At 37.6% G+C, this 585-nt stretch carries 1 protein-coding gene; it reads left to right on the top strand.

Annotation, left to right across the window (positions count from 1 at the left end; genetic code table 11):
- Nucleotides 1-493: GyrI-like domain-containing protein (locus CD129_RS01050; protein WP_256681887.1), on the top strand; the 493-nt coding region annotated here is incomplete at its 5' end.
- Nucleotides 494-585: the final 92 nt, after the last annotated feature.

The raw sequence follows: 585 nt of genomic DNA, 5'->3' as shown, positions 1-585 counted from the left end.
GAATTTGAAAGGGGGAGAACCTATGAATTACAAAATTGTCGAACATGATTCATTTAAGGTGGCAGGAGTTAAACGAGAATTTTCATTGGTCAATGAACAGAATCAGAGGGATATTCCAAAAATGTGGGATGACGTGCATAGAGATGGTACGGACAATTTATTATTTAAGTTAAACAATGGTCTGATTGAAGGGGTAGTGGGTGTATGTATTGATAAGAGCTCCAAAGCGATTGATTATTGGATTGGAACAACGTATGAAGGTGAAAGTCCAGAAAAATTATCTATTTTAGAGATTCCGGCATCTAAATGGGCTGTATTTGAGGTTCGAGGACCAATGCCAGATGCGATGCCAAGGGTTTGGAAACAAATCTTATCAGAGTGGTTTCCTTCAAGTAGTTATAAACATGCGGGAACACCAGAGTTAGAAGTTTACTCAGATGAAAATCCCTCCAGTCCTGATTTGTATTCAGAGATCTGGATTCCTGTAAAATAAAAGGTTCTGTTGCAAAGTAAAAAAATATAGCTAACCACTAATTTATCATGTCAGTGTTCGCTTAACTTGCTAGCATGATGCTAATTTCGTGG

This window comes from Mammaliicoccus fleurettii (assembly GCF_003970575.1).
Classification (GTDB): Bacteria; Bacillota; Bacilli; order Staphylococcales; family Staphylococcaceae; genus Mammaliicoccus; species Mammaliicoccus fleurettii.
Note: the sequence above shows the minus strand (reverse complement) of the source record. Positions and strands in the feature narration are given on the sequence as shown.